Origin of the sequence: Streptomyces sp. NPDC046215 (assembly GCF_040646215.1) — a bacterium.
Taxonomy (GTDB): Bacteria; Actinomycetota; Actinomycetes; order Streptomycetales; family Streptomycetaceae; genus Streptomyces; species Streptomyces stramineus.
The window spans coordinates 1-24,534 of sequence record NZ_JBEYZW010000040.1 but is presented as its reverse complement, the minus strand read 5'-3'; the positions used below and the strand labels follow the sequence as shown (position 1 = coordinate 24,534).

General features: G+C 73.2%; 27 protein-coding genes. 13 read left to right on the top strand and 14 right to left on the bottom strand.

Annotated elements, in window-relative coordinates; all coding sequences use genetic code 11:
* Nucleotides 1-18: 18 nt before the first annotated feature.
* The gene (locus ABZ951_RS18910) at nucleotides 19-234 is read right to left on the bottom strand and encodes an I78 family peptidase inhibitor (RefSeq protein ID WP_344092848.1); all 216 of its coding nucleotides are present in this window, start codon (nucleotides 232-234) and stop codon (nucleotides 19-21) included.
* A gap of 447 nt (nucleotides 235-681) precedes the next feature.
* Between ABZ951_RS18910 and ABZ951_RS18905 the strand changes: the two genes are divergently transcribed.
* The 9 genes from ABZ951_RS18905 to ctaD all read left to right on the top strand — a co-directional run bounded on the left by ABZ951_RS18905 (nucleotide 682) and on the right by ctaD (nucleotide 5,812).
* Nucleotides 682-1,038: a gas vesicle protein gene (locus ABZ951_RS18905; protein WP_344092850.1), complete on the top strand. Its 357-nt coding sequence runs from the start codon at nucleotides 682-684 to the stop codon at nucleotides 1,036-1,038.
* Between the two features lie 75 nt (nucleotides 1,039-1,113).
* Nucleotides 1,114-1,521: a gas vesicle structural protein GvpA gene (locus ABZ951_RS18900; protein WP_344092852.1), complete on the top strand. Its 408-nt coding sequence runs from the start codon at nucleotides 1,114-1,116 to the stop codon at nucleotides 1,519-1,521.
* Nucleotides 1,518-2,237, top strand: a complete 720-nt coding sequence (locus ABZ951_RS18895) for a GvpL/GvpF family gas vesicle protein (RefSeq protein WP_344092854.1) — start codon at nucleotides 1,518-1,520, stop codon at nucleotides 2,235-2,237. The genes ABZ951_RS18900 and ABZ951_RS18895 overlap by 4 nt, the downstream gene beginning before the upstream one ends.
* A complete protein-coding gene (locus ABZ951_RS18890) occupies nucleotides 2,234-2,443 on the top strand; it encodes a gas vesicle protein GvpG (RefSeq protein ID WP_344092856.1) in 210 nt (69 codons plus the stop codon). The genes ABZ951_RS18895 and ABZ951_RS18890 overlap by 4 nt, the downstream gene beginning before the upstream one ends.
* On the top strand, nucleotides 2,440-2,757 hold the full coding sequence (locus ABZ951_RS18885; RefSeq protein ID WP_344092858.1) for a gas vesicle protein: 318 nt from the start codon (nucleotides 2,440-2,442) through the stop codon (nucleotides 2,755-2,757). The genes ABZ951_RS18890 and ABZ951_RS18885 overlap by 4 nt, the downstream gene beginning before the upstream one ends.
* Nucleotides 2,754-3,554 carry a GvpL/GvpF family gas vesicle protein gene (locus ABZ951_RS18880; RefSeq protein WP_344092860.1) on the top strand — a complete coding sequence of 267 codons (801 nt, stop codon included), beginning with the start codon at nucleotides 2,754-2,756 and terminating at the stop codon, nucleotides 3,552-3,554. The genes ABZ951_RS18885 and ABZ951_RS18880 overlap by 4 nt, the downstream gene beginning before the upstream one ends.
* The gene (locus ABZ951_RS18875; protein WP_344092863.1) at nucleotides 3,551-3,754 is read left to right on the top strand and encodes a gas vesicle protein; all 204 of its coding nucleotides are present in this window, start codon (nucleotides 3,551-3,553) and stop codon (nucleotides 3,752-3,754) included. Before ABZ951_RS18880 ends, ABZ951_RS18875 begins: the two co-directional genes overlap by 4 nt.
* The gene (locus ABZ951_RS18870; RefSeq protein ID WP_344092866.1) at nucleotides 3,751-4,026 is read left to right on the top strand and encodes a gas vesicle protein K; all 276 of its coding nucleotides are present in this window, start codon (nucleotides 3,751-3,753) and stop codon (nucleotides 4,024-4,026) included. Before ABZ951_RS18875 ends, ABZ951_RS18870 begins: the two co-directional genes overlap by 4 nt.
* A gap of 100 nt (nucleotides 4,027-4,126) precedes the next feature.
* Nucleotides 4,127-5,812: a cytochrome c oxidase subunit I gene (ctaD, locus tag ABZ951_RS18865; protein WP_344092868.1), complete on the top strand. Its 1,686-nt coding sequence runs from the start codon at nucleotides 4,127-4,129 to the stop codon at nucleotides 5,810-5,812.
* A gap of 136 nt (nucleotides 5,813-5,948) precedes the next feature.
* Here the strand turns inward: ctaD and ABZ951_RS18860 are convergent, their stop codons facing one another.
* Nucleotides 5,949-6,836 (bottom strand): hypothetical protein, encoded by an 888-nt coding sequence (locus tag ABZ951_RS18860; RefSeq protein ID WP_344092870.1) that lies wholly within the window; start codon nucleotides 6,834-6,836, stop codon nucleotides 5,949-5,951.
* 80 nt (nucleotides 6,837-6,916) lie between these two features.
* On the bottom strand, nucleotides 6,917-8,167 hold the full coding sequence (locus ABZ951_RS18855) for a glycosyltransferase family 4 protein (protein WP_344092873.1): 1,251 nt from the start codon (nucleotides 8,165-8,167) through the stop codon (nucleotides 6,917-6,919).
* A 258-nt stretch (nucleotides 8,168-8,425) separates the two neighbouring features.
* On the opposite strand from ABZ951_RS18855, the gene ABZ951_RS18850 reads away from it, so the two are divergent.
* Nucleotides 8,426-9,229, top strand: coding sequence for a hypothetical protein (locus ABZ951_RS18850; RefSeq protein ID WP_344092875.1), 804 nt, complete (start codon nucleotides 8,426-8,428; stop codon nucleotides 9,227-9,229).
* A 143-nt stretch (nucleotides 9,230-9,372) separates the two neighbouring features.
* Entirely contained in the window at nucleotides 9,373-9,693 is a 321-nt protein-coding gene (locus tag ABZ951_RS18845) for a hypothetical protein (protein WP_344092877.1), read from the top strand.
* Between the two features lie 169 nt (nucleotides 9,694-9,862).
* Here the strand turns inward: ABZ951_RS18845 and der are convergent, their stop codons facing one another.
* The 4 genes from der to ABZ951_RS18825 all read right to left on the bottom strand — a co-directional run bounded on the left by der (nucleotide 9,863) and on the right by ABZ951_RS18825 (nucleotide 13,990).
* The gene (gene der / locus ABZ951_RS18840; protein WP_344092879.1) at nucleotides 9,863-11,326 is read right to left on the bottom strand and encodes a ribosome biogenesis GTPase Der; all 1,464 of its coding nucleotides are present in this window, start codon (nucleotides 11,324-11,326) and stop codon (nucleotides 9,863-9,865) included.
* Nucleotides 11,327-11,393: 67 nt separating this feature from the next.
* The gene (locus ABZ951_RS18835; RefSeq protein WP_344092881.1) at nucleotides 11,394-12,071 is read right to left on the bottom strand and encodes a lysophospholipid acyltransferase family protein; all 678 of its coding nucleotides are present in this window, start codon (nucleotides 12,069-12,071) and stop codon (nucleotides 11,394-11,396) included.
* Entirely contained in the window at nucleotides 12,032-12,751 is a 720-nt protein-coding gene (gene cmk, locus ABZ951_RS18830) for a (d)CMP kinase (protein ID WP_344092884.1), read from the bottom strand. Before cmk ends, ABZ951_RS18835 begins: the two co-directional genes overlap by 40 nt.
* Before the next feature lie 153 nt (nucleotides 12,752-12,904).
* Nucleotides 12,905-13,990: a prephenate dehydrogenase gene (locus ABZ951_RS18825; RefSeq protein ID WP_344092886.1), complete on the bottom strand. Its 1,086-nt coding sequence runs from the start codon at nucleotides 13,988-13,990 to the stop codon at nucleotides 12,905-12,907.
* Nucleotides 13,991-14,201: 211 nt separating this feature from the next.
* Between ABZ951_RS18825 and ABZ951_RS18820 the strand changes: the two genes are divergently transcribed.
* Entirely contained in the window at nucleotides 14,202-14,564 is a 363-nt protein-coding gene (locus ABZ951_RS18820; RefSeq protein WP_344092888.1) for a DUF952 domain-containing protein, read from the top strand.
* A 60-nt stretch (nucleotides 14,565-14,624) separates the two neighbouring features.
* Nucleotides 14,625-15,338, top strand: a complete 714-nt coding sequence (locus tag ABZ951_RS18815; RefSeq protein WP_344092890.1) for a nucleotidyltransferase domain-containing protein — start codon at nucleotides 14,625-14,627, stop codon at nucleotides 15,336-15,338.
* Nucleotides 15,339-15,504: 166 nt separating this feature from the next.
* Here the strand turns inward: ABZ951_RS18815 and ABZ951_RS18810 are convergent, their stop codons facing one another.
* The 7 genes from ABZ951_RS18810 to ABZ951_RS18780 form a co-directional block, all read right to left on the bottom strand.
* Nucleotides 15,505-16,917 carry a pseudouridine synthase gene (locus tag ABZ951_RS18810; protein WP_361280280.1) on the bottom strand — a complete coding sequence of 471 codons (1,413 nt, stop codon included), beginning with the start codon at nucleotides 16,915-16,917 and terminating at the stop codon, nucleotides 15,505-15,507.
* Nucleotides 16,917-17,534: an SMC-Scp complex subunit ScpB gene (gene scpB / locus ABZ951_RS18805; RefSeq protein ID WP_344098198.1), complete on the bottom strand. Its 618-nt coding sequence runs from the start codon at nucleotides 17,532-17,534 to the stop codon at nucleotides 16,917-16,919. The genes ABZ951_RS18810 and scpB overlap by 1 nt, the downstream gene beginning before the upstream one ends.
* A 68-nt stretch (nucleotides 17,535-17,602) precedes the next feature.
* The gene (locus ABZ951_RS18800) at nucleotides 17,603-18,694 is read right to left on the bottom strand and encodes a segregation/condensation protein A (protein WP_344098199.1); all 1,092 of its coding nucleotides are present in this window, start codon (nucleotides 18,692-18,694) and stop codon (nucleotides 17,603-17,605) included.
* Nucleotides 18,691-19,218 carry a hypothetical protein gene (locus tag ABZ951_RS18795; protein ID WP_361280278.1) on the bottom strand — a complete coding sequence of 176 codons (528 nt, stop codon included), beginning with the start codon at nucleotides 19,216-19,218 and terminating at the stop codon, nucleotides 18,691-18,693. Before ABZ951_RS18795 ends, ABZ951_RS18800 begins: the two co-directional genes overlap by 4 nt.
* Complete coding sequence (locus ABZ951_RS18790) at nucleotides 19,203-20,348, bottom strand: ParA family protein (RefSeq protein ID WP_344098176.1); 1,146 nt, start codon at nucleotides 20,346-20,348, stop codon at nucleotides 19,203-19,205. Before ABZ951_RS18790 ends, ABZ951_RS18795 begins: the two co-directional genes overlap by 16 nt.
* Nucleotides 20,349-20,679: 331 nt before the next feature.
* Nucleotides 20,680-21,795, bottom strand: a complete 1,116-nt coding sequence (gene ald, locus ABZ951_RS18785; RefSeq protein WP_344098178.1) for an alanine dehydrogenase — start codon at nucleotides 21,793-21,795, stop codon at nucleotides 20,680-20,682.
* A gap of 150 nt (nucleotides 21,796-21,945) precedes the next feature.
* On the bottom strand, nucleotides 21,946-24,087 hold the full coding sequence (locus ABZ951_RS18780; protein ID WP_361280299.1) for a tetratricopeptide repeat protein: 2,142 nt from the start codon (nucleotides 24,085-24,087) through the stop codon (nucleotides 21,946-21,948).
* Between the last annotated feature and the right edge of the window lie 447 nt (nucleotides 24,088-24,534).

The following is a 24,534-nucleotide window of genomic DNA, read 5'->3' as shown; positions in this document are numbered from 1 at the left end:
TTTCGCGTGCCCCGTCCGTCACCCCTTCCAGCAGCGCCGCACGGTCCCGTCCAGGACCTCGAAGTTCAACCGGCTCACCTGGTACTCCATGGTGATGATCGCGCCGGGGGCCAGTGACCGCACGGTCGCCCAGCCGCGTTCGCGGGCCCGGCCGGCCGCGGTGGCGGTGTCGAGGCCGACGTAGCCCTCCGGGTCGTCGTCGGGGTCGGCGGGGAGGTTCGGTAGGGGTGCCATGGGGGCCACCGTAAGCCGTGCCGACCGTGAGCGGAAGCCAGGAGCGGACCGTGCGGAGGTGTGCTCCGCGTCCGGTGCCGGTCACGCTTCTGTTACAGAAAACTCGCGCTGGTTTGCCACGGGGACATCACTCGTACGTGCCTTCCGGTATCGCCCGCACCGCCCTTCACCCGGGTTCTCCGGAACTCCGCGCAAAACCTCTCCGAATACCGGCGGAAACACCCGGGTAATGCGCCGGGAATTCCCATGCGCGCCCCCATGCGTAAACGAAGCGGGGGCAGGGGCCGGGGCGCTGCCGCTTATCCGGCCCGACCTATTCGGAATCCTTTATTCCGCACCCCGCTTCCACGCCTCGCTCCCCCACCCCACCCCTACGCCGCGAGCCGGCCGCCCCCAGGCCCAGGTTTGACGGGGCGTCACCGGGTACCCGCAGCACCAGGGGTTCCCATGAACGACACATCATCCGAACGAAACACAAAGAGCAAGACAGACAAGACAGATGGGACGGACACCACGGAGAAGGGCAAGGGGCGGGCGCCGGCATCGGAGCCGACCCCCCTGGAGCTCCTGCGCGCGGCCCGCGACCAGCTCACCGAGCTGACCGGGATGAGCCCCGAGGGCGTCTCCCGGTTCGAGCGGACCGAGGACGGCTGGACGCTGGAGGCCGAGGTCGTCGAGGTGACCCGGGTGCCCGAGACGATGAGCATCGTGGCGCTCTACGAGGTGACCCTCGATGCGAACGGTCTCCTGACCGGCTACCGCCGCGTCGCCCGGTACGAACGCGGGAGGTCCGACCGCCGCTGAGGCCGGCCGGAACGAGGCCCCGAAGCCTCGGCGGACCTGAGCGAAAGGCAACAGCAGCAGGAGAGGAAGACAGACATGAGCGTTGTCCCGGCGCAGCAGTCCGGGGGTGCGGGCGGCACCAGCGGCCTGTACGACGTCCTGGAGCTCGTCCTCGACCGCGGGCTGGTGATCGACGCGTTCGTGCGCGTCTCCCTGGTCGGCATCGAGATCCTGAAGATCGACATACGGGTCGTGGTGGCCAGCGTGGACACCTATCTGCGCTTCGCCGAAGCCTGTAACCGCCTCGACCTGGAGGCCGGCCCGAACCGGAGTGCGGGGCTGCCCGACCTCGTCGGCGAGGTCACCGAGGGCGGGGCCCGCGGCAAGGTCAAGGGCGCGCTGTCCGGTGCGGCGCAGACCGTCACCGACGCCCTGAGCTCCGGCCGCGAGGAGAGCGGTGGCCGCCGCACGGCCTCCCGGCAGAAGAAGGAGGAGAGCAGTTGAGCACGTACGTCTACGGCATCGCGCGCGGCGAACGGACCGGGCTGCCCGAGGGGCTCACCGGCATCGGCGACCCACCGCGCCCCGTGCGCGTCGTCACCGGCGGTGGGCTGTCCGCGGTGGTCAGCGACTGTCCCGAGCAGCTGCGGCCCAAGCGGCGGGACCTGCTCGCCCACCAGCAGGTGCTGAGCGAGGTGGGGCGGCGCTCCGCCGTGCTGCCCATGCGGTTCGGCAGTGTCTCCGACGACGACGAGAAGGTGCGCTCGGTGCTGTCGGAGCACGCCGAGCGGTACCAGGAGAAGCTGGAGAAGCTGACCGGCCGGGTCGAGTACAACGTCAAGGCCGTGCACCACGAGGACGTGGTGCTGCACGTGGTCCTCGCCGAGCACCCCGAGCTCCGCGCGCTGGCCGAGTCCAACCGGGCGTCCGGCGGCGGGTCCTACGACGAGCGGCTGCGCTTCGGCGAGATGGTCGCCAACGGAGTCCGGGAGCGCGAGGTGCGCGACGCCGCCCTGGTGACGGAGACCCTGACGCCGCTGGCCGAGGAGTGCTGCCCCGGGCCGGAGAGCGCCGGCTGGTTCCTCAACCTCTCCTTCCTCGTCCCGGAGTCCGCCGGCGAGGAGCTGCTCACCGCCGTGGGAGCGCTGGAGAAGGCGCACCCGCAGCTGGACCTGAAGGTCCACGGGCCGCTGCCGCCGTACAGCTTCGCGAGCACATGACGTTTATCGGCTGGGTGCTCCGCCAGGTCCTGGCCGAGGCGGAGCGCCTGTACTACGACCCGGCCGTCGTGCGGGGCGAACTGAAGAACCTGGAGGCCCGGTTGACGGAGGGGACGATCACCGAGGAGGAGTTCGACCGGGAGGAGGACGCGCTCCTGGACCGTTTGGAAGAGGTACAGCGATGGACGGAGAACCATCCACGATGAGTTTCCCCAGCCGTCTGCCCGACCCGCAGCCACCGGGGGGCTCGGCCAACCTGGCCGACATCCTGGAGCGGGTGCTCGACAAGGGCGTGGTCATCGCCGGCGACATCAAGATCAACCTGCTGGACATCGAGCTGCTCACCATCAAGCTGCGGCTGATCGTCGTCTCCGTCGACAAGGCGAAGGAGATGGGCATCGACTGGTGGGAGCACGACCCCGCCCTCTCCCCCGGGGCCCGCAAGAAGGAGCTGGGGGCCGAGAACGAACGCCTTCAGGCCCGCATCGCCGAACTGGAGTCACGGGAGGAGCCACGATGACCGGCCCGGGAGACACCGAGGAACTGCTGTACGCCTACGCCGTCGCCCGGGACGCCGACCTGCCCGGGAGCGCCCTGACGGACGTGCAGGGGGTGGCGGGCGGGCCCGTGCGCGCCGTGCGGGAGCTCGGGCTCGCCGCCCTGGTGGGTACCGTCCCGGCGGCGGAGTTCGACGAGGGGCCGCTGCGGGAACGGCTGGAGGACCTCCCCTGGCTGGAGCGGGTCGCGCGCGGCCACCAGCGGGTCGTCGACGCGGCCACGGCGGCGGCCTGTGTGCTGCCGCTGCGGCTGGCCACCGTCTACCGCGACGAGGCGGGGCTGCGGCGGATGCTGGCGGCGGAGCGCGCCGAGCTCGGCGCGGCGCTCGACCGGCTCGACGGCCGCGCGGAGTGGGGCGTGAAGATCTGGACGGAGCCCGAACCCGTCCCCGCCGCCCCCGCCGCCGCTCCCGCTTCGGGCCGTGACTACCTGCGGCGCCGCGGCGCCGAGCGCCGGGCCCGCGAGGACGGGTGGCGGCGGGCGGAGGACACCGCGACCGAGGTCCACACCACGCTGCTCACCCTCGCCGAGGAGGCCCGGCTGCACCCCCCGCAGGACTCCCGGCTCTCCGGGCGCCCCGGCAGCAACGTCCTCAACGCCGCCTATCTCGTCCGGCACGAGCACGGCCCGGAATTCACCTCGGCCGTCGCGGCGTTCGCGGACGGCGCCGACGGGCTGCGCGTGGAGCTGACCGGGCCCTGGGCCCCGTACTCCTTCGTCGCCCGCGAGCCCCGCACCGCCGGGCAGGTGTCCCGGTGACCGGCGTGCCGGCCCCCGCGGCCCAGCAGCAGCTGTCCCTGGTCGACCTCCTCGACCGGCTGCTGGCCGGCGGGGTCGTGGTGGCGGGCGACGTGACCCTGCGGATCGCCGAGGTCGATCTCGTCCGGATCGATCTGCACGCCCTCATCGGCTCGATCGACGACAGCGTGCCCTCGCCCTGGGAGGAGCCCCCGCCATGACCCGACGGATGGAATTCGACCAGGACACCGTCGAGCGCGACCTGATGAAGCTGGTGCTGACGGTCGTGGAACTGCTGCGCCAGCTGATGGAGCGCCAGGCCCTGCGGCGCGTGGAGCGGGGCGGTCTGACCGAGGACCAGGAGGAACGGATCGGGCTGACGCTGATGCTGCTGGCCGACCGCATGGAGGAGCTGCGGACGCGCTACGGGCTGGAGCCGGAGGACCTCAACCTGGACCTCGGCCCCCTCGGCCCCCTGCTGCCCCGCGAGTGAGGGGTCGACACACCGGACGCACCCTCGCGCGACCCACCGCCCGGCGAGCATCATGGCGTGAGCCTGAAAGCCCGTCGACAGTGACATCGAGGGAGCGCAGATGGGGACGGACACCGCGCAGGCGGCCGCCGGCGAGACACGGGAGCGGCGGCCCGGCCGGATCGTGGTGGACTGGCTGACGACCACCGACCACAAGAAGATCGGCAGCCTCTATCTGATCAGCTCGTTCGGCTTCTTCATGGTGGCCGGGCTGCTGGCGATGCTGATGCGCGCCGAGCTGGCCCGCCCGGGGCAGCAGCTGGTGACCAACGAGCAGTTCAACGAGGCGTTCACGGCCCACGGCACGATCATGCTGCTGCTGTTCGCGACCCCGGCCTTCGCGGGCTTCGCCAACGCGATCATGCCGCTGCAGATCGGCTCGCCGGACGTCGCGTTCCCCCGGCTCAACATGTTCTCCTACTGGCTGTACCTCTTCGGCGGCCTGATCGTGGTCGGCAGCCTGCTGATGCCCGAGGGCGGCGCGACCTTCGGCTGGACCGGGTACGCGCCGCTGAGCAGCATGACGCGCTCCCCGGGGACCGGCGCCGATATGTGGATCATGGGGCTGGCGCTGTCCGGCTTCGGCACGATCCTCGGCGCGGTGAACTTCCTGACCACGATCATCGGGATGCGCGCGCCCGGGATGACGATGTTCCGGATGCCGGTCTTCACCTGGAACGTGCTCTTCACGTCGATCCTGATCCTGCTGGCGTTCCCCGTGCTGGCGGCGGCGCTGCTCTGCCTGGAGGCGGACCGGCGGTTCGGGTCCATGGTCTTCGACGCGGGCAACGGCGGGGCGCTGCTGTGGCAGCACCTGTTCTGGTTCTTCGGCCACCCCGAGGTGTACATCATCGCGCTGCCGTTCTTCGGCATCATCACCGAGATCATCCCGGTCTTCTCCCGGAAGCCGATCTTCGGCTATGTGATGCTGATCGGCGCCACCATGGCGATCACGGCGCTGTCGGTGGTGGTCTGGGCGCACCACATGTTCGCCACGGGCGCGGTGCTGCTGCCCTTCTTCTCGTTCATGTCCTTCCTGATCGCGGTGCCCACCGGGGTGAAGTTCTTCAACTGGATCGGCACGATGTGGCAGGGCTCGCTGTCGTTCGAGGCGCCCATGCTGTGGGCGATCGGCTTTCTCGTGAGCTTCCTGTTCGGCGGGCTCACGGGCGTGATCCTGGCGTCACCGCCGTTGGACTTCCACGTCACGGACAGCTATTTCGTCGTCGCGCACTTCCACTACGTGGTGTTCGGGACGGTGGTGTTCGCGATGTTCGCGGGCTTCTACTTCTGGTGGCCGAAGTTCACGGGGAAGATGCTGGACGAGCGGCTGGCGAAGGTCCACTTCTGGACGCTGTTCGTGGGGTTCCACACCACGTTCCTCGTCCAGCACTGGCTGGGCGCCGAGGGCATGCCCCGGCGGTACGCGGACTACCTGGCGGCCGACGGCTTCACCGCGCTCAACACGGTGTCGACCATCGGGGCGTTCCTGCTGGGTCTGTCGACGCTGCCGTTCTTCTACAACATCTGGAAGACCGCGAAGTACGCCCCGAAGGTGGACGTCGACGACCCCTGGGGCTTCGGCCGTTCCCTGGAGTGGGCCACGTCCTGCCCGCCGCCGCGGCACAACTTCCTCACGCTGCCCCGGATCCGCTCGGAGTCACCGGCGTTCGACCTGCACCACCCGGAGGTGGCGAAGCTGGAGGAGCCGTCGCCTCCGGTCGAGCCCGACCGGGCCGGACTCTGATCCGCGGTGTCCCGCTCGGCGCAGGCGTGGGCGGACACGCCCCGGGGGAGCTCCCCGTGCCGCCGGGAGCGGCGAGCTCGGCGCCGGGGAGGCGCCGGGCGTCACGCTCCCTGCCCGCCGCGCGGGCGGCCGCGGTTCAGCCCGCCGCCGGCGGACGCTCGTCGATCCGGATCGCGAGGTCGTTGTCGGCCGTGTAGTACGGACCGACCTGCGCGGGCGCGTACGGGGCGGCCACGTCCTGCGCGGGGTAGGTGAAGATCTGCTTCTTGTCGGCGATGTCGTCCAGGATGCGGGCGATACGGGCCGTCTCCGTGCCGCCGGCGCCGCGCAGCCACAGGTCCCAGACGTCCAGGCCGCCCTGCCAGTGGCCGGCCGGCTCCGCGAAGTCCAGGGTGAAGGTGAAGTCCTGGGCGTCGGCGCCTTCCGCGGTCACGGCGCCGGCCGGGGTCGTGACGACCACGTCCGGATCGCGGCGCAGCCTGGCCTCGACGACGGCCCCGGCGAGCCAGGCCGCCGGGTCCTGGACCCGGTAGAGGCGGCCGCGGCCGGTGAGGCCGCGGGTGCCGGGGCGCAGGTCCCCGGCCTCGGCGTGGGGGCCGCGCAGCCAGCTGCGCAGGGAGAGGTTGCCGTGCTTGGTGGCGTAGGGGATGCGGACGGCCAGCGGCGAGGTGCTGGGCCCGGGTCTGCGGTCGACGAGCGAGCGGAGATCGGCCAGGCCCGGCACCAGGCGTCTGGGCTCGGCGTCGGCGCAGGCGACGTAGACGTCCCAGCGGCCTTCGGGGAGGGCGACGGTGCTGGGCAGCACGGCGCGCAGCCGGCCGTCGCCGTTGGGGGCGAGCGGCAGGCGGAACTCCTCGGCCTCCTCGTCGCTCCCCCGGCGGCGCAGCACCAGGGCCGCGGACCAGTCGCCCGGGGCGTCGGGCACCCCGGGGGCGTCGAGGTCGAAGGTGATGCCGCCCGCGGAGTCCGCGATGCAGTCGGCGGCGGGGTCCTCCACGCCGAAGACCTGGAGAGGGGCAGACACGGTGGTGGGCTCCTCGGGAGTGTTGCCCGTGCGGGACGGGCCGGTGGGCTCAGAGGGACGGGCGGGGCCGGAGGGGGGTGTCATGCGGCGCGCCCCTTCCGCAGGGCGGAGCGGCTCTTGTCCGTGGTCCGCAGGGCGCCGCTGAGGAGGGCGCCGCGCGTGCGGTGCAGCGAGCCGCGCAGGCCGCCGCGCGAGGTCAGGTCGGTGAAGAGCCGCTCGTAGCGGCCGGCGACCTGGGCGGGGTCGAAGCGGGCGGAGTTCGCCAGGGCCCGCTCTCCCATGGTTTTGCGCAGGTCGTCGTCGTTGATCAGCTTCAGCAGGCCGGCGGCGATGGCGTCGACCTTGCCGGTGGGCACCAGCAGTCCGTCGACACCGTTGTCGATGATCTCGCCGGGCCCGTGCGGGCAGTCGGTGGAGACGACCGGCAGGCCGCAGCGCATCGCCTCGACGATGGTCATGCCGAAGGACTCCAGGCTGGAGGTGACCGCGCCGATGGAGCCCTTGACCCACTCGGGGTCCAGGGGGTTCGCGGGGCCCATGAGGTAGACGTGGTTGTACAGGCCGCGCTTGTCGATCTGGGCGCGCAGCTTGGCGCGCTCCGCGCCGGCGCCGTAGATCCTCAGCCGCCAGTCGGGGCGCTCGGCGACGACCTTCTCGAAGGCGCGGATCAGCAGGTCGTAGCGCTTGGCGGGGGCCAGCCGGCCGGCCGCGATCACCCACTTGCCGGTGGAGTCCGCGGGCTCCAGGACGGGCGCGGGGATGCTGTTGGGGACCGCCTCGATCCGCACCCCCGGCAGCCGCATCAGCTTGCGGTACGTCGCGGCGTCCGCCTCGGTGACGGTGGTGACGGCGTCGAGCCGCGGGTACTGCGTCCGCAGCACCAGCTTGAGCGGCGCGGAGTGGGTGCTGAGCGTCAGGTGCTCCTGGCCGACGCGCACGACGCCGCGTCGGGCCTGCTGGGCGATGTGCACGTTCAGGCCGGGCCGGGTGCCGACGACCACGTCGCACTCCAGGCTCTGCAGGTGCTCCCGGATCCGCCGGTCGGTGAGCTCGCTGTACTGCTTGTAGCGGCCCTCGGCGGAGGGAAAGACGGAGGCCGGCCGCTCGTACGCCGGATCGTCGCCCTCGTAGCCGGGCGTGCCCTTGCGCAGATCCACCAGGTGCCGCAGCCGCACCTTACCGCCCGGCGAGAAGACCGGCTCCTCGCGGTGACGGAATACGGAAACGATCTCCACGTCGTGCTGCTCGGCGAGCGTGCTCGCGAGATTGAACGTGGTGCGGATGGTCCCGCCGATGCCGTACGCGTTGTGAATCAGGAATGAGATGTGCATTCGTCCCCGTATGCAGCCGTTTCGCCGCGGACATTCCGTGCAGCCCGCCTACCGAGAGATTAGACCGTGGTGAGGCCCCTGAGGTTGGTCCCGATCACCAACTCGTTCCGGAAGGCCCGAAAACACCGTTACCGGAAGCGGAACGGGGAAGTTTGCGCGATCTTCACCGATGCGTGACCCCTGCCACGGATCGCCCGTTGTCTCCATGACGAGCCGGGGACACCCGCCTCACCACGCACCCGAGTTCTAGGAGCCACCGTGCCGCGCTTGCTCGACGTCAGCGACGAGGTCCGCGCCGAGATCGGCGACGAAGAAGCCGACCGCCTGCTCGGCGGCGACAACGCCCCGGGCAGCTACGACTGCACCTCCTGCCGCAACCCCGGCAACACCGACAGCGAGCCCACCTCCACGGTGCTCTTCGTCGGCGAGGAGACGGCGGTGCTGGCCTTCGCGCACGCGACCTGCATCCCCTCCCAGGTCGTCCCCGTCTCCGAGGAGCAGCTCCAGACCGCCGTGCAGTCCATCACCGCCGAGGGCGACCGGGCCCCCGCCCCGCCGCCCGCCCCGGCCCCGCCGGCCGACGGGCCCGTCCAGGCCGAGCTGGGGGTGACCAGCGGTCTGGTCCTCATCGGCGGCGAGCTGCACCCGGCGCTCGTCGTCGAGCCGCTCGGCCCCATCGCCCGCCCCGGCACCACCGGTCCCGTCGATGTCTTCCTGCCGCTCCTGATCGAGCAGGGCTTCGCGCCCATCGCCGCCGTCGACCAGGTGCCGGAGCCCACCCCGGGCTGGTCGGTGCTGCTGGCCATGGGGAAGCTGCACGCGATCCTCCAGCCGGCCACCTCGGGCCCCTCCCCCACCGCCTGGTGGCAGGCGCACCAGGCCATGCAGGTCGCCGACGAGTGGCGCGCCGCCGTCAACAAGACGCGCAAGGTCCTCGTCTTCGCCGCGCCCGTCGGCACGATCGGGCAGCAGCCGCGCGAGGACCTGCTGCGCGACGCCCTGGACCGCGCCGCTTCCCGGGGCCAGCTGGTCGCCGCGTCCATGCCGCTCGCGGGTACGTGACCCTCGCGGTGCCCCCCGTACGCCACGCGCCGGCGGGCCATTCGACGCCGGGGCCGCATCCGACGGGCCACGGGCTCGTTGGCTCAGACGTGCACTCATACGAGCCCGCCTCCCGGATCCCGTACCCGAATCACATCCCCGGCATGCGCCCATCCCGCGAAGCCGCCCCGCAGAGCCACTCCGCCTCGGTCACCCCGATCTACGATGCGCTCTGCGCCGAGTACCGCCGCTTGTTCCGGGCGCTCCCCTTCGACCGGTCGGGCGAGGAGGAGCTGAGGTTCACCGGGTTCGGCCCCCAGCTCGTCGGCCACGGCCACTACGGACAGCTGAGCGGCCAGCCGGGGTACCACGGCCCTGCGGGCTACCCCGGGGGCTGGGAAACGCAGTACGGGCGGCAGCGCGGCGGGCCGATGCCCGCCGCGCTGCCGCCCGCTCCCCGCGACGGCCGCATGCGCGGCTTCTGACGGGGCCCGTATCTCCCCGGGCCCTCCAGGGCCCGGGGTCCGCTGTTCACGGGGCCCGCACGGGCTCCGGCTTACTTCTTGCGCCCGCACTTCTCCCGCACCCGCACCGACAGGACCGTGCCCGCCCGGGGGATCGCCCCCGGACCCCCAGCCCAGCCGGCGCGCGCCCCTACTTCTTGCGCCCGCGCTTCTCGCGCACCCGCACCGACAGGTGAATCGGCGTGCCCTCGAAACCGAACTCCTCGCGCAGACGGCGCTCAATGAAGCGCCGGTAGCCCGCCTCCAGGAAGCCGGAGGCGAAGAGCACGAACCGCGGCGGCTTGGTGCCCGCCTGGGTGCCGAAGAGGATGCGCGGCTGCTTGCCGCCGCGGACCGGGTGCGGGTGGGCGGCGACGATCTCACCGAGGAAGGCGTTCAGCCGGCCGGTCGGGATGCGCGTCTCCCAGCCCGCCAGGGCCGTCTCGATCGCCGGAACGAGCTTCTCCATGTGCCGGCCGGTGCGCGCCGAGACGTTGACCCGCGGGGCCCAGGCGATCTGCCCGAGCTCCGTCTCGATCTCGCGCTCCAGGTAGTAGCGGCGCTCCTCGTCCAGCGTGTCCCACTTGTTGAACGCGATGACCATCGCGCGGCCCGCGTCGACGGCCATCGTGATGATGCGCTGGTCCTGGACGCTGATCGATTCGCTGGAGTCGATCAGGATGACCGCGACCTCGGCCTTCTCCACCGCGGCGGCGGTGCGCAGCGAGGCGTAGTAGTCGGCGCCTTCCTGGAGGTGGACCCGGCGGCGGATGCCGGCCGTGTCGATGAACTTCCAGGTCACGCCGCCGAGCTCGATCAGCTCGTCGACCGGGTCACGCGTGGTGCCGGCCAGCTCGTTGACGACGACGCGCTCCTCGTTCGCCACCTTGTTCAGCAGCGAGGACTTGCCGACGTTCGGGCGGCCGATCAGCGCGATGCGGCGGGGGCCGCCCACGCCGGCGGCACCGAAGGTCTGGGCCGGGGCCTCGGGCAGGGCCGCCAGGACGGCGTCGAGCATGTCGCCGGTGCCGCGGCCGTGCAGGGCCGAGATCGGGTGCGGCTCGCCCAGGCCCAGCGACCACAGGGCGGCGGCGTCGGCCTCGCCGGACTGGCCGTCGACCTTATTGGCGCACAGCACGACGGGCTTGCCGGCCCGGCGCAGCAGCTTGACGACGGCCTCGTCGGTGTCGGTGGCGCCGACCGTGGCGTCCACGACGAAGACGACCGCGTCGGCGGCCTCGATGGCGTACTCGGCCTGGGCGGCGACGGAGGCGTCGAGGCCGAGGACGTCCTGCTCCCAGCCGCCGGTGTCGACGACCTTGAAGCGGCGGCCGGCCCATTCGGCCTCGTAGGTGACGCGGTCCCGGGTGACGCCGGGCTTGTCCTGCACGACGGCCTCACGGCGGCCGATGATGCGGTTCACCAGCGTCGACTTGCCGACGTTCGGGCGGCCGACGACGGCGAGCCGGGGCAGCGGGCCGTGGCCGGCCTCCTCGATCGCGCCGGCGATCTCCTCGGCGTCGAAGCCTTCCTGCGCAGCGAGCTCCATGAACTCCGCGTACTCGGCGTCGCCAAGCTCACCGTGCTCGTCGCCGGAGTGGATCTGGTCGTTCATGAAGTCCGTTCCTCGTTCTTCGTCATCGGTGGGCCGCTCTTACGCGACCCACTACTCAAAGTCTCTGTCAGCGGCCGGTCAGCCGCTTGGCGTCCGCCAGGTGCGCGGCCAGGTGCCCCTGGATCCGCACGGTCGCCTCGTCCAGCGCCGTGCGCGTCCGCCGCCCGCTGCCGTCGCCGGCCTGGAAGGCGTCGCCGAAGACCACGTCGACCCGGCTGCGCAGCGGCGGCAGCGCCGGTATCGCCCGGCCCCGCTCCTCGGCACTGCCGAGCACCGCCACGGGCACGATCGGCGCACCCGACCGTACGGCGAAGTAGGCGAGCCCGGCGCGCAGCGACGCGAAGTCGCCCTCACCCCGGGAGCCCTCGGGGAAGATCCCCAGGACGCCGCCGGCCGCCAGGACGTCCAGCGCCCCGGTGATCGCCGTGCGGTCGGTGCCCGCGCGGTCCACCTTCAGCTGGCCGATTCCGCGCAGGAACGGGTCCAGCGGGCCGACGAACGCCTCTTTCTTGATCAGGAAGTGCACCGGCCGGGGCGCGGTGCCCATCAGCATCGGGCCGTCCAGGTTGTGCGCGTGGTTGACGGCCATGATGACCGGCCCCGCGACGGGCACCCGCCAGGCGCCCAGCACACGCGGCTTCCACAGCCCGTACATCAGGCCGATGCCGATCCGCCGGCCGACGGCGGCACCGGATGCGGAGGCGCTCACGCCGTCCGCTTCTCCTCGACGAGGGTGACCACGCATTCGATGACCTGCTCCAGGGTGAGCTCGGTGGTGTCCACCTCGACGGCGTCGCCGGCCTTGGCCAGCGGCGAGGTCTTGCGGCCCGAGTCGGCGGCGTCGCGCTTGACCAGGGCGGCCCGGGTGGCGGCCAGGTCGGCGGCCGCCTTGCCGCCCAGCTCGCCGCTGCGGCGGGCGGCGCGGGCCTCGGCCGAGGCCGTCAGGAAGATCTTCAGGTCGGCGTCGGGCAGCACGGTCGTGCCGATGTCCCGGCCCTCGACCACGATGCCGTGCGGCGCCTCGGCGGCGATGGCCCGCTGGAGCTCGGTGAGCCGGGTGCGCACCTCCGGGACGGCGCTGACGGCGCTGACCGCGGAGGTGACCTCCTGGGTGCGGATGGGCGCCGCGGCGTCCAGGCCGTCGACCGAGATCGTCGGCGCCGACGGGTCGGTGCCGGAGACGATCTCGGGCTTGCCCGCCGCGTCGGCCACGGCCTCGGCGTCGTTGACGTCGATGCCGTTGCTCAGCATCCACCAGGTGATCGCCCGGTACTGGGCGCCGGTGTCCAGGTAGCGCAGGCCCAGCTTGGCGGCCACGGCCTTGGAGGTGCTGGACTTGCCCGTGCCGGAAGGGCCGTCGATGCCGACGACGACTGCTCCCGGTGCAGTCCGGGCAGCGGTTGCGGCGTTGCCGGTGTTGTTCACGGGTGTCAGACACCTTTCTGGGGTGCGGGGCGGGGCTGCTGTGGTGCTGCTTCGGTGCTGATCGGGTGCTGTGTCGGTTGCTGCGCCGGGTACGACAAGGCGCAGAGAACCTCAGACAAGGTTACTGGCTCACCGCCGGTCCTCTCGCCGGGCCTACTGCCGGACCGACCAGCCGCGCTCGCGGAGGGCCGCGGCCAGGCCCGGTGCGGCGGCCGGCTCGACCATCAGCTGGATCAGACCGGCCTGCTGGTTGGTGGCGTGCTCGATGCGCACGTCCTCGATGTTCACCCCGGCCCGGCCCGCGTCCGCGAAGATCCGGGCGAGCTCGCCGGGCTGGTCGCCGATCAGGACGGTCACCGTCTCGTACACCGCCGGGGCGGCGCCGTGCTTGCCCGGGACCCGGGCGCGGCCCGCGTTGCCGCGGCGCAGCACGTCCTCGATGCCGGCCGCGCCGCCGCCCCGCTCGCCCTCGTCCGCGGAGTCCAGGGCGCGCAGGGCGCGCACGGTCTCGTCGAGGTCGGCGGAGACGGCGGCCAGGACGTCGGCGACGGGCCCGGGGTTGGCGGAGAGGATGTCGATCCACATCCGGGGGTCGGAGGCCGCGATCCGGGTCACGTCGCGGATACCCTGCCCGCACAGGCGCACGGCGGTCTCGTCGGCGTCCCGCAGGCGGGCGGCGACCATGCTGGAGACCAGCTGGGGGGTGTGCGAGACGAGGGCGACGGCCCGGTCGTGGGCGTCGGCGTCCATGAGGACGGGCACGGCGCGGCACAGGGCGACGAGCTCCAGGGCGAGGTTGAGGACCTCGGTGTCGGTGTCGCGGGTGGGCGTCAGCACCCAGGGGCGGCCCTCGAAGAGGTCGGCGGTGGCCGCGAGGGGGCCGGAGCGCTCGCGGCCCGCCATGGGGTGGGTGCCGAGGTAGGCGGTGAGGTCGCAGCCCATGGCCTCCAGCTCGCGGCGGGGGCCGCCCTTGACGCTGGCGACGTCGAGGTAGCCGCGGGCCAGGCCGCCGGCGACGGCCTCGGCGAGGGTGGCCGCCACGTGGGCGGGCGGCACGGCGACGACCGCGAGGTCGACCGGGCCGTCCGGCGCCCGGTCGGTGCCGGCGCCGAGGGCCGCGGCGGTCCGCGCCTGGTCGGGGTCGTGGTCCACGAGGTGGACCTGGACCCCGCGGCCCGCGAGGGCGAGCGCGGCCGAGGTGCCGATCAGTCCGGTACCGATGACGAGGGCGGTTCTCACTGGCGAAGTCCTTGCGAAGGGCGGCCGCGGCGCCGGGGTGGGCACACGCCGGTGTGCGTGCCGTACGGGCACGTGGGTGCTCGTACGGGTCGTGTGCGGGTGGTGCGGGTCGTGCTCACCCAGCCTAGCCAGCCGGGCGGGCGGGCTCTCCCACCGGTTCGGGGAGCTCCCTTCCGCCCGTGGGCGGCCCGATTCCGGTACAACCATGTACATGATCTACCACGTGGTGCCCCTGGACGACTGGCTGGCCGTTCCCGACCGCCCGTACTCCCCCGCCTCGCTCTCCGACGAGGGCTTCGTGCACTGCTCGCCCGACGAGGAGACGACGCTTTCGGTGGCCTCCGCCTTCTACCGGCAGGTGCCCGGCCCGCTGATGGTGCTGCTGATCGACGAGCACAAGCTGGACGTCGTGGTCCGCTGGGAGGCCGCGGACCCGGCCCCGCCGCCCGGGACCGCGCCCGGCACGCTGTTCCCGCACGTCTTCGGGCGGATCAATCGGGACGCGGTCGAGGGGATGATGGAGATCCAGCGGGACGAGGAGGGCCGCGCGACGGGCCTGGCCGTCTGGTCGTGAGCCCCCTGGGGGGCGGAATTTCGGGTGACACGCCCGCTCCCGGGCCGCCACCATCACCCCATGCACGACACGCCCGCCGCCGAGCCGGCCCCCGTCACCCCGCACGCACTGGTGACCGACCACACGGTCTACTCCTGTGTGACGGGCTCGCGCGCCTTCGGGCTCGCCACCCCCGACAGCGACACCGACCGGCGGGGCGTCTACGTCGCGCCCACGCCGATGTTCTGGGGCTTCACCAAGCCGCCCACCCATGTGGACGGGCCGGGCGAGGAGCGGTTCTCGTGGGAGCTGGAGCGGTTCGCGGAGCTGGCCCTGCGGGCCAACCCCAACGTCCTCGAAGTCCTGCACTCCCCGCTCGTCGAGCACGCCGACGCCACCGGCCGCGAGCTGCTCGACCTGCGCGGGGCGTTCCTCTCCCGCCGGGCCCACCAGGCGTTCGCCGGTTACGCGACGGCCCAGCGCCGGAAGCTCGAAGCGGATCTGCGGACCCGGGGCGAACCGCGCTGGAAGCACGCGATGCACCTGGTGCGGCTGCTGATCAGCGGCCGTGACCTGCTGCGCACCGGGCGGCTCCACGTCGACGTGGGCGAGCACCGCGAGCGGCTGCTGGCCGTCAAGCGGGGCGAGGTGACCTGGCCGGAGGTCGAGGCGTGGCTGCGCCGGCTGGAAGCGGAGACGGCGGCGGCCGCCACGGCGACCCCGCTCCCGGCCGAGCCGGACGCTGCGCGCGTCGAGGACTTCCTGGTCCGGGTCCGACGGGCGTCGGCGGGCTGAGGGGAACGCGCGACGGCCCCCCGGCGGGTGCCGGGGGGCCGTCGCGGACGGGGGTGTCCAGGGCTCGGTGTCCGGGCGGGCTCCCGCGCCCCGCAGGGGGCGCGGGGAACTGCGCGACCAGCCACAACGCGCCCGCAGACGGCGTGCTCGGCTTCCAGCGGAGCGCTTAGAGCTCGACCTCGCGCATCAGCATGCCGACCTCGGTGTTGGTCAGGCGGCGCAGCCAGCCGGACTTCTGGTCGCCCAGGGGGATCGGGCCGAAGCCGGTGCGGACCAGCTTCTCGACCGGGAAGCCCGCCTCGTCGAGCATGCGCCGCACGATGTGCTTGCGGCCCTCGTGGAGGGTGACCTCGACCAGGTAGTTCTTGCCGGTCTGCTGGATGACCCGGAAGTTGTCGGCGCGGGCCCAGCCGTCCTCCAGCTGGATGCCGCTCTTGAGCTGCTTGCCGATGTCACGCGGCAGCGGGCCGGTGATGGCGGCGAGGTAGGTCTTCTGGACGCCGTACTTCGGGTGGGTCAGGCGGTGGGCCAGCTCACCGTGGTTGGTGAGCAGGATGATGCCCTCGGTCTCCGTGTCGAGACGGCCGACGTGGAAGAGCCGGGTCTCGCGGTTGGTGACGTAGTCGCCCAGGCACTGGCGGCCGTCGGGGTCCTCCATGGTGGAGACGACGCCGGCCGGCTTGTTCAGCGCGAAGAAGAGGTAGGACTGGGTGGCGACGGTCAGGCCGTCGACCTTGACCTCGTCCTTCTCGGGGTCCACGCGCTTGCCCTGCTCGGTGACGATCTCGCCGTTCACCTCGACGCGGGACTGCTCGATCAGCTCCTCGCAGGCGCGCCGCGAGCCCATGCCGGCCCGGGCCAGCACCTTCTGCAGGCGCTCGCCCTCCTGCTCGGCGCCGGGGAACGTCTTGGGCGTCTTCACCTGCGGCTTGTTGTGCCGCTCACGGTTGCGCTCCTCGATCTTGGCGTCGAGCTCGCGCGGGCGCGACGGGGTCCACTGGTGGCCGCGGGCGGGCCCGCTGCTGCGGCCGCCGGAGCCGGCCGCGGAGCTCCGCTTGGGGCCGCCCTTGGCGCCGCCGCGGGCCGCCGCGCCCCGGCTGCCGCCGCCGGCGCCCGGCGCGTCGTTGCCCACGTCGTAGCGGCGCTCCTCGGGGCGCGGACGGCGCGGCCGCTCCTGCGCCCGGTCGTCACGGCGGTCGTCACGACGATCCCCGCCGCGGCCGCCGTCGAAGCGCCCGCCGGACCGGCCGCCCTCGGGACGGCCACCGCCGGAACGGCGGTCGTCGAAACGGCCACCGCTCTCCGGGCGCCCGCCACCGGGGCGACCACCCTCGGACCGCCGGTCGTCGGACCGCCGGTCGTCGAAGCGCCCGCCACCGGGGCGACCGCCACCGGAGCGGCCGCCGTCGAAGCGCCCGCCCTCGGGACGGCCACCGCCGGAGCGGCCGCCCTCGGGACGCCCGCCGCCGGAACGGCCGCCGCCCGCACGCCCGCCTCCGGACGCCGGACGGGGAGATCCTCCTCGCGCCCCCCGGTCGTCCCGGTTGCCGCTTCCGCTGTTCCTGCCGCTGCTTCGCATCAAAATTCCGTCTTGTCGTCTGCGTCGGTGTCCGGTGCGTCCGGATCGAACGACGGCACACCTTCTTGAGTGTCGCCCTCGATCGCTTCCGCCTCGGGGAGGAAGGGGGCGAGCTCCGGGAGCTCGTCCAGGCCGCGCAGGCCCATTCGCTCCAGAAAGTAATTCGTCGTCCTGTACAGGATCGCACCTGTTTCGAGTTCCGTCCCCGTCTCCTCCACCAGACCCCGCTGGAGGAGGGTGCGCATCACGCCGTCGCAGTTCACCCCGCGCACGGCGGAAACCCTCGATCGGCTGACCGGCTGACGGTACGCGACTACGGCCAGGGTCTCCAGCGCGGCCTGGGTCAGCCGGGCCTGCCGGCCGTCGAGGACGAAGCTCTCGACGGCGTCGGCGTACTCGGGGCGGGTGGAGAACCGCCAGCCGCCGGCGACCGCCCGCAGCTCGAAACCGCGGCCCTGGGCGGTGTACTCCGCGGCCAGGGCGGCCAGCGCCTCGGCGACCTCGCGGCGGGACCGCTGGAGGACCCGGGCGAGGTAGTCCTCGGCCACCGGTTCGTCCACGACCATCAGGACGGCCTCCAGGGCCGGCCGCAGGGCGAGCCCCGCCACGTCCCGCAGCCCGGCGGGGGCCTGCCCCGTACCGCCGTCGCCGCCGGCCTCCGGCCCGCTCTCCCGCACTGTGTCGTTCACTCCGCCGTCTCTCCGGTCGCTCTCTGCCCGCTCGCTGTCTCTCCGGCCGCCGCCTCACGGTCGAACTCGTCCGTCACCCCTGGAGGGCCGTCCGCCGGGCCCGTCCAGCGGACCGTGAGCGCCCCCAGGGCCTGCTCCTGGTCGAGGGCGACCGCGCGCTCGCGGTACAGCTCCAGCAGCGCCAGGAAGCGCGCCACGACCGTCAGGGTGTCCGGGGCGTCCGCGGTGAGCTCTCCGAAGCTGGCCTGCCCGCTCTGCCGCAGCCGCGTTGCGACGACCGCGGCCTGTTCGCGGACGCTGACCAGCGGGGCGTGGATGTGGTCGGTGTAGACCTGCGGCTCCGCCCGGGGCCGCATGGCCTTTACCGCCAGCTCGGCCAGGCCGCGCGGGCCGATGCCGAGGACGACCTCGGGCAGCAGCTCGGCGTGGTGCGGCTCCAGGCCCACCGTGCGGGGGTGGCGGTGCTCCTCGGCCGCGAGCCGGTCGGCGAAGATGTCCGCGATCTTCTTGTAGGCGCGGTACTGCAGGAGCCGGGCGAAGAGCAGGTCGCGGGCCTCCAGCAGTGCGAGGTCCGCCTCGTCCTCGACCTCGGCGGCGGGCAGCAGCCGGGCCGTCTTCAGGTCGAGGAGGGTCGCCGCGACGACCAGGAACTCGGTGGTCTGGTCCAGGTCCCAGTCCGGGCCCATGGCCCGCAGATGGGCCATGAACTCGTCGGTGACCTCGGACAGGGCGACCTCGGTGACGTCCAGCTTGTGCCGGGAGATCAGCTGGAGCAGCAGGTCGAACGGGCCCTCGAAGTTCGCCAGCCGGACGGTGAACCGGCCGTCGGCCGGCTCCGCGCCCTCGCCCGGCGCCGCCTCGGGGGCGGGCGGCTGCCCGTGGCCGTGGCCGAGGGGCCGGCGGGCTCGGGGGGCCGGGGCGGCGGGTGTGGCGGCGGGCATCAGTGGCGGTCGCTGTCCAGGGTGCGGGGCGGTACGGGGCGGCCCCGTGGGCACGTACACACCTGCACGGGCCTGTGGGGCCGTTACGCGGCCGCGGGGAGCGGCCTCGTGGTCTCGGGGGAGGCAGGCTATCGGCGCGGGCCTCAGCGGCCGCGCAGCCGGCGCACGAGGATGCTCGCGTCGCCGCGCGACTCCAGGTCGGCGAGGACGACCGCGACGGCCTCCCGGACGATCCGGCCGCGGTCGACGGCCAGGCCGTGCTCACCGCGCAGCACCAGCCGGGCGTGTTCGAGATCCATGAGCTCCTCGGCGGAGACATAGACGGTGATCTTCTCGTCGTGGCGCTCGCGCCCGCTGGGCCGGCGGTTGCCGCCGCCGCGCCCGCGGCGGCGGCCCTGCGCGGGGGCGACGGGCTGGCCCGCGGTGGCGCGCTCCGGGCCCGGGGCGCGCCGCTCGGCGGCGGGCTCCCGCTCGGTGCCGGCCGTGCCGCGCCCGCCGTGCTCGGCCTGGCCCGTCCCGCCGTTCTCGGCGTCGGACCCGGCGGCCGGGCCGGGCACCCGCGGGGCCGCCTCGCCGTTCGCCTGCCGGCGGGGGGAGGACGACTGGAGCCCGGTCCCCCCGGTGGTGCGGAACAGTTCGTCGGCGCCGGGCAGACTCACTCGGCGTGACACCGGGCGAGCACCTCCCTGGCGAGCTGGCGGTAGGCGGCGGCGCCCACGGAGTTGGAGGCGTACGTGGTGATCGGCTCGCCCGCGACCGTGGTCTCGGGGAAGCGGACCGTCCGGCCGATGACCGTGTGGTAGACGTGATCGTCGAACGCCTCGACCACGCGCGCGAGGACCTCACGGCTGTGCACGGTCCGCGAGTCGTACATCGTGGCGAGGATGCCGTCGAGCTCCAGGTCGGGGTTGAGCCGCTCCTGGACCTTCTCGATCGTCTCGGTGAGCAGGGCCACACCGCGCAGCGCGAAGAACTCGCACTCCAGCGGCACGATCACCTTGTGAGCCGCCGTCAGGGCGTTGACGGTGAGCAGGCCGAGGGACGGCTGGCAGTCGATGACGATGTAGTCGTAGTCCGCCAGCAGGGGCTTGAGCGCGCGCTGGAGCGTGGACTCGCGCGCGACCTCGCTGACGAGCTGGACCTCGGCCGCTGACAAATCGATATTGCTGGGCAGCAGGTCCATGTTGGGCACGGCCGTCTTCAGGAGCACCTCGTCGGCCTGCATGCCCCGCTCCATGAGCAGGTTGTAGACCGTCAGGTCGAGCTCCATCGGGTTGACGCCGAGGCCGACGGAGAGCGCGCCCTGCGGGTCGAAGTCGACGAGCAGCACCCGGCGCCCGTACTCCGCGAGCGCCGCGCCCAGGTTGATGGTCGAGGTGGTCTTGCCGACCCCGCCCTTCTGGTTGCACATCGCGATGATTTTCGCGGGCCCGTGGTCGGTCAGCGGTCCGGGGATGGGGAAGTACGGCAGGGGACGCCCGGTCGGGCCGATGCGCTCGCGGCGCTGCCGGGCAGCGTCGGGCGCGAGGGTGGCCGCGTACTCGGGGTCGGGCTCGTACTCCGCGTCAGGGTCGTAGAAGTGCCCCTCGGGCACGTCCTCGTAGTCGGCGAGCCGGGCGGGATCCGCTCCGCCGCGGTCGCCGGCCATGGCGTTCACGTGATGGCCGTCCATGCTCTGGTGGGCTGTCGGTGTGCTCTGTGCTCTCTGCGTGCTCTGGATGTTCTGGTGTGCCGCGAAGGTGTGGACAGCGACGGAGCCGACAGCTTGAAGTCCCACGGGACTCTGGCCCTGCGCAGACATTCCTGGGTGACCACCCCCGGGAGCAAATGTCGACTCATTCACAAGTCGTCCTACCTCCTTGGTGACCAGGAAACATCTAGATAGGTCAGCGTTGCACCATGCCGACGGTCTGCGACTCTATGGCGTGTCGGCGGTCCGCAGCAACACAATCCGCCGGAGACGGCACGATGTGTCGGCGATCGAACACCCTTCTGTCAAGGGTGTACGGCCTATCGCCCGGAAGTTTCGCGGCGCTCCTCCCGGGGCGCCGAACGCCCCCGAAAAGGCCCGGCCGGACCTTGCTCAGCAAGGCCCGGCCGGGTGCACGCTCTTGGTGTGTCGCGTTGACGACTCAGCCGAGGAGGTCGCTCAGTTCGATGTGCGGCAGGTCGTGCGCCTCGGCGACGGGGCCGTAAACGACCTGTCCCTCGTGGGTGTTGAGACCCTTGGCGAGCGCGGCGTCACGGCGCAGCGCTTCCTTCCAGCCGCGGTTGGCCAGCTCCACGATGTAGGGCAGCGTGGCGTTGGTCAGCGCGTAGGTGGAGGTGTTCGGCACGGCGCCCGGCATGTTCGCGACGCAGTAGAACACCGACTCGTGGACCTCGAAGGTCGGCTCGGCGTGGGTGGTGGGACGCGAGTCCTCGAAGCAGCCGCCCTGGTCGATCGCAATGTCGACAAGTACACTTCCGGGCTTCATCTTGGCGACGAGCTCGTTGGTGACCAGCTTGGGGGCCTTGGCGCCCGGGATGAGGACGGCGCCGATGACGAGGTCGGCCTCGACGACGGCCTTCTCCAGCTCGAACGCGTTGGAGACGATCGTCTGCACCTTGGTACCGAAGATCTTGTCGGCCTCGCGGAGCTTGTTGATGTCCCGGTCGAGCAGCGTGACGTGGAAGCCCATGCCGATGGCGATCTGCGCGGCGTTCCAGCCGGAGACGCCGCCGCCGATGACGACGGCCTTGCCCGCGGCGACGCCCGGGACGCCGCCCGGCAGCACGCCGCGGCCGCCGGCCGCGCGCATCAGGTGGTAGGCGCCGACCTGCGGGGCCAGCCGGCCCGCGACCTCGGACATCGGGGCGAGCAGCGGCAGGGCGCGGTTCGCGGTCTCGACCGTCTCGTAGGCGATGGCGGTGGTGCCGGACTCCAGGAGCGCGTCGGTGCACTCGCGGGAGGCGGCCAGGTGCAGGTACGTGAAGAGCGTCTGCTCCTTGCGGAGGCGGTGGTACTCCTCCGCGATCGGCTCCTTGACCTTGAGCAGCAGGTCGGCGGTCTCCCAGACCTCGTCGGCCGTCTCCAGGATGTTCGCACCGGCCGAGACGTACTCGGCGTCCGTGATGGAGGAGCCGAGACCGGCGTCCTTCTCCACGAAGACCTGGTGGCCGTTGCGGACGAGCTCGTGCACGCCGGCGGGCGTGATGGCCACGCGGAACTCGTTGTTCTTGACCTCGCGGGGGATGCCGACCTTCACGTCGATCACGGTCCTTGAATCAGAGAATGACAGGCTATTCCGGAAATGCCGGGGCACACCAGAGCAGACCGCGTCGATCGCGGCGCAACCAGTCTAATGAAGGATCCCGCCCTGTCTAGCCTTGCAAAGAGCCAATCTTCTGGCGAACGGCTACTGATTTCGTAGGTAACCCTCGGTGGGCGGGGCCTCGCTGCGTGCGGCCGGGGGTATCGCCCCCGCGCCCGGCCCGGCGCCCGCCCCCGCGCCCGACGCCGGAGCCGCCCCGCGGGCCGTGCCTCCCGCCGCGCCTCCCCCGGTGCCTCCCGCCGGATCCGCGGCCGTGACCCTCGCCACGCCCGCGGCCGCCCCCGCGGCCCTGGCGGCGGCCGCGGCGGCCGCGTCGGCCGCCAGCAGCCGCCCGGCCTCCGCCCGGTGCCCCTCGGCGGCCTTCGGGTCGCCCAGCCGCTCCAGGGTGTCCGCCAGCCGCAGCCGCACCGCGGCCTGCAGCCGGAGGTCACCCGCCTGACGGGCGCACTCCACGGCCTCCCGGCAGGTGCGCAGCGCCTCCTGCGGGCGGCCCGCGTACTCCTGCACCCGGGCGATCTCGCTCAGCGCCCGGGCGTGGCCGGGCAGGTCCCGCAGCCTGCGGCACGCGGCGGCCGCGGCCCGCCAGTCGCGCAGCGCCTCGCCCCACTGGCCCGCGTAGGTGCGCACCGCGCCCAGCCGCCCGTAGAGCCGGGCCTCGTCCGCGAGTTCACCCCGCGTCAGGCGCAGCTCCAGTGCCCGCCCGTACCAGTCGGCCGCCCGCTGCCAGTCGCCGAGCTCCTGGTGCGAGGCGGCGATGGACTCCAGCGACCGGCTGACGGCGTACGGGTCGGCCGCCTCCCGCGCCGAGTCCAGCGCCTCCCGGTAGCGGCCCAGCGCGACGAGGGTGCGTCCGGCCCGCGCGTCGAGGTCGCCGAGGTTCAGCAGCGCGGCGGCCTTCTCCAGCGGCATCTCGCAGCGCTGCGCCACGTCCAGGACGAGCTGGTGCAGCCCGTAGAGCTCGGGCCCCGCCTCCTCCGGTCCCAGATGGGTCGTCAGCGCGCGGGTGAGCGCGGAGATCAGACGCCGCGCCAGGGTGTCGAGCCGCCCGTCGCGCACCGCCAGGCGCGCGGCGGCCAGCAGCGCCGGCAGCCGGCCGCGCAGCCACCCCTCGGCGGCCTCCGGCGAGGGGAAGCGCAGGGGCCGGGGCAGTTCGGCGAGGCGCTTGCGGGTCAGCGGGTCGCCGCTCTCGGCGGTGGCCCGGCAGGAGTGCAGCTGCCGCACGGTCCGCTCCAGCATCCGCGCCCGCGCCAGCTCGACCTCGGCGGGCCGCTCCTGCGCGTCCAGCAGGGCGCGGAGCATCGGCGCCAGCGATCCGGGCACCTGGTACTGGGCGCCCAGGAAGTCGGTGGCCGGCTCGGCGTGCAGCATGCCCCGGGCGGCGAAGTCCTCCAGGGCGCTCTCGGCGGCGGCCACCGAGCAGCCGGCCAGCGCGGAGGTGGTGTGCGCGTCGGCCGGGCCCGCGGGGGCCAGGGCCAGCAGGCGCAGTATCCGGGCGGTGGAGGCGGGCAGCGCCTCGTAGGCGAGCCAGAAGGCGCGGGCCAGGGGCCGGCCGGCGCTCTCGTAGCCGTCGGCGGGCGGCAGGTCCCGCAGCTGCTTGGCCACGTCCACGACCGACATCTTGGGGCAGGCCGCCAACCAGCCGCCGACGAGGACCAGGGCCGCGGGCTGACCGCCGCACTCCTCCACCACGGCGGCCGCGGCCACCGGGTCGCAGGTGATGCGGGTCGGGCCCGCGTAACGTTCCAGCAGCTCGACGGCGGCCGTCGTGTCGAGGCCGCCCAGGGTGCAGGGGCGCACGTCGGGGACGCCCGTCAGCGGGCCCCGGGAGACGGCGACGACCAGGCAGTCGGACTCGTCGGGCAGCAGCGGGTCGACCTGCTCGGCCCCCGCGGCGTCGTCGAGGATCAGCAGCGCCCGCCGGCCGTCCAGTGCCCCGCGCAGCGCTTCCGTCAGCTCGTCCTCCTCGGCGCCGGGCGGTACGGGCGCGCCGAGGGCGGTGAGCAGCGCCCGCGCCGTCCGCTCGGTGGGGACGGGCTCCCCGTCGGCCCCCGTGAGGCGGGCCCGCAGCACCCCGTCGGGGTACTCCGGGGCGAGCCGGCGGGCCAGTTCCTCGGCCAGGGCCGTGCGGCCGGAGCCGGGGCGCCCGGCGATCAGGAGCACCCGGCTGCGGGGGGTCTTGCGGCCGGCGAGGGTGTCGAGGCCGGTGCGGTCGATGTCGGCGCGCAGCTCCTCGAGCTCCCGGCGGCGGCCGACGAAGACCTTGCCGACGGCGGGGGTCCGGCGGGGCGCCGGGCCCGGGTGCGCAGCCGCGGGCCGCCGCTCGGGCGGGGCCGCCGCCGCTCTGCTGCCGGTCTCCACCGCCCGCTCCGTCACGGGGCCACGCTCCTGTCCACCCGCACGCCCGGCCGCGGCCGCGGTCGGGGACGCGTCGAGCCTAGTTCACGGCCTCCCACGCCCCCGGACATCCGGTCCGGCCCCGCCGAAGATCACCTATTCGGTTCTCCCGACGATCTGCCTGCGGCGCGTCCGTCATGGCCGCCTGCGGCGGCGAGCGCCAGGGCCTGCCGGCGAGACGTCGACTGCGGTCTGTTTTGCCGCCTGCGGCGGCGAGCGCCCTGCGGGCGCGTCCTCAATCGCCGGACGGGCTGGTAGTGGCTGAGCTCAGCCACTACC